Source organism: Rhodopirellula maiorica SM1 (genome assembly GCF_000346295.1).
GTDB classification, from domain to species: Bacteria; Planctomycetota; Planctomycetia; order Pirellulales; family Pirellulaceae; genus Novipirellula; species Novipirellula maiorica.
On record NZ_ANOG01000090.1, the window covers coordinates 1 to 3,313 of the forward strand.

Here is a 3,313-nt window from a genome sequence, read left to right on the forward strand (position 1 = left end):
AGCGGTTCGCATCATAGCGGCGTCGCAGCAGCGATTGCTCGCGCGGACGAGTTGAGTTAAAAACGTACGCCGCACCAAACCGGCCCCGGTCAACCGATGCACGCCTCAAGTTTCTTCTTTGAACCTCTAACCAACAGTGACGTCTGTGTTTCATGTCACCAAGTCGCGGTCCAGCCTGGTATTGCGCTTGAAGTCGTTCATTCGCAATACCGTCATGGACCTGCCGCAGCCAAAGGCATCTCGTGCCAAGATTGCCACATGGGTGCTGTCCCTGGCAAAGCCGAGGGTTACGAATATTGCCACGCTGCCGTGCTGAACGACAAACCGTATGGTGAACCTAAAAAGCACGCAAACCATTCGTTTTGGGGGCCGGGCTACCCGATCGCTCACCCGGGGATTTTCCCTCATAACCCCAAAGCCAAGCAATACTCGCCTCGCGAGTGGCTCGAATTTGATGATCGTGCAGGCTGGGGAACCGAAGCCTTTGAGCAATCGGTAACACCGGGGATGCACTTCCCACCGCCGTGGGACAACACCGACGACCGCCGAGACGCACGCCGTATCATTGACGCGAATCTGCTGAAGATCGAACAGAAACGCTCCTCCGCCGTGATCACACTCGAAGCGGGTGTGGATGTCAAAGGCCCCATCTTTTTGAGTCAACCTCGCGCCGGATCGCCGCTGAACATCGCCTACCGGGTTTCGAATATCAGCGAAGGCCACAACTTGCCTACCGGATCGCTCGGAGCCCAGCCTCAGCTATGGTTGAATGTCGCGTTGATCGATCCTGATGGACAACGAGTATGGGAGAGCGGTTACTTGGATTCCAATGCCGATCTTGCGGACATGAATTCATATGACGTGGCAAAGGGGCGGGTGCCGCGAGACAAGGGACTATTCAATCTGCAAACCAAATTTTTGATCAACAATGTTCGCGGCACCGACCGCGAAGCGGCGTTGCCGCTGAACTTCAGCGTAGATCAATTGGTCTTTCTGCGTCCCGGCGCCGTACCGGTCAGTGTGCTGAATCATCCGCCGCTGATCCGCATGGAAGCCCATTCGATCCCGCCGCTGGATCATCGCATGCCGAAGTACCACATCCCTGCGTCGGTGATGAAAAAGAAAGGACCGTACCGATTGAGCGTTCGCATGCGAAGCCGGATGGAACCACCCTATTTCATGCGACAGATCAACAGTACACCCGACATGCTTCGCCGCATGTCGGCCAATATGTTGGACGTGCGACAAAGCAGCCACACGTTCTTGGTTCAATAGTCTTAGGTCGATAGTCCAATACGCAATCCATTTCATCCTTTAAACCAATCGTTGTCGTGAACCAGACCATCAACATTGTCGATTCTGTGGTCAGCCAGCTTCATGCTGCTCGCCGGATGGCTTCACGGCAATTCGTTGGACCGTTTGGAGTCGCAACTCGCATTTGGCTCGGTATCGTGATGGTGCTTGGGATCGTTGCAGCCGGCGGGATCGGCAACGCCCAGAGCCCGACGCGGCTACCGAGTGTCAAACACCCCACACGATTACCGGCAGTGGAAAGGCCGGTCGAAGCAGCCCCGGTCGACAGCGACACCGACAGCGACAGCGACAGCGACAGCGACACCAACATGCCGATCACTCCCGAGGAATCGGTATGGGTCCTTCCGGAGACCGAGTTTCTCACCGATCGGTTTTATCAATCGCTGCAGACTCGCGTCGCCCAGCGACCGGAACATGACTCGTTGCCTTTGGCGCCAGAACCGATGACCAGCGGTTTGTTGGAATTCCCCGATCCTGTGCTGCGATCGAATCCGCCGGTCGAGAGCGATCCGTCGCTGTTTGGGAACCAACTTCCATTTGATTCGACGACGGGCGCAGCGAGCGATTTGTCCATCGATCCGACCGATGAATGCTCGTCACCAGCAGCGCGAGATTACTCGAATGATTTCTCGCCGACGCCGATTCCGAACACCTCGATGTACCACGATGGGCAACGTGAACAGTTGCCGTACGATGCCAAGGCCGACGTGCCAACTCAATACCCGCTGGTACAGTGGGGACGCCAATGGTATGGCGATGGCATCACGCCCAAAGGGATCGATTGCTTCGGCCCCACAAATCTCGTTCGTCCCAAATTCTATTTGTATGGTGATTACCGCACCGGGATTGCATCCGGACGGAATGCTGCGGGACGCACCGACAATTGGGCGAGCCGTTTGAATCTAGACATGGATTTACAGCTGACCGACACCGATCGATTGCATGGATTCGTGGGCCCGCTGGATAAGAACAACCAATTCACTCGCTGGGAAAAAGTCGGCGACGACATCAAATACCGGAGCGAATTCGATTTGACTCCGGTGACCGGATTTTACGAAGGCGATCTCGGCGTGTTGATGGGAGCATCCCAATCGCGAACCTCTCCGTTCGAGTTGCCGTTTACGATTGGTTTGGTTCCGCTGTTGTTCCAAAACGGAATTTGGATGGAAGATGCAGTCACGGGTGCAGCGTTCGCATTGCCATCGGGACACAGCCGGTTGTTGAATTGGTCCAACTTTGACGCAACCTTCTTTGCCATCGTCGATCAAATCAACAGCGCGGCATTTGGTAGCGATGAACATGCCGCACAAGCCTTTGGCACCGCGTGGTTCATCGAAGCTTATGACGGGTACATTGAAACCGGCTACGCCTATGTTCGTGATCGCAACCAGAGTGAGCGGAGTTACCACAATATTACTGCCAGCTTCACGCGTCGTTATTTTGACCGAATCAGCAACAGTGTCCGGGTGATCGTTAACTCAGGACAGGATCTGGCCAAGGACGACCGGACTGCCGACGGAGCGTTGTTGTTGGTCGAGAACAGTTGGATCACCGCAAATCCATTAACGTTTGTCCCCTATGCCAACTTTTTCTACGGCTGGAACCGGCCTCAATCAGTCGCTCGAGCGGGAGGTTCCGGAGGGATTTTGCGCAACACCGGGATCAATTTCGAATCGGATGGACTCAATGGTTTTGCCACGCTTGATCCGACCGCAGCCGACACCGCCGGTGGAGCGGTCGGCGTCGATTTGATCGCCGACGATCTCGGTCACCAATGGTTGCTCGAATTGGCGTATGTCTCACCACATGGCAACGGCAACCCCGCAGTTCCGGCGGATCAATTTGCAGCGGGAACGCGTTATCAAATGCCGCTGACCAACGCCACCTTGTTGCGTTTTGACCTGATGTACGGCTGGCGTGGCGAGCTCGAAGACGTCTATGGGACGCGGATGGAATACCGCTGGAAGTTTTAGCGTTGCTGGCAGCTTTACTTCACCCT

2 protein-coding genes are annotated in these 3,313 nt (G+C 55.5%); both read left to right on the forward strand.

Features of this window, described 5'->3' with window-relative positions:
* Positions 1 to 96 precede the first annotated feature (96 nt).
* Entirely contained in the window at positions 97 to 1,275 is a 1,179-nt protein-coding gene (locus RMSM_RS02710) for a cytochrome c family protein (protein ID WP_008691210.1), read from the forward strand.
* Positions 1,276 to 1,331: 56 nt separating this feature from the next.
* On the forward strand, positions 1,332 to 3,287 hold the full coding sequence (locus RMSM_RS02715) for a hypothetical protein (RefSeq protein ID WP_008691211.1): 1,956 nt from the start codon (positions 1,332 to 1,334) through the stop codon (positions 3,285 to 3,287).
* Positions 3,288 to 3,313: the final 26 nt, after the last annotated feature.

Coding starts and splice junctions, on each gene's coding strand:
- RMSM_RS02710 (WP_008691210.1), top strand. CDS start 97: ATGCACGCCTCAAGTTTCTTCTTTGAACCTCTAACCAACAGTGACGTC.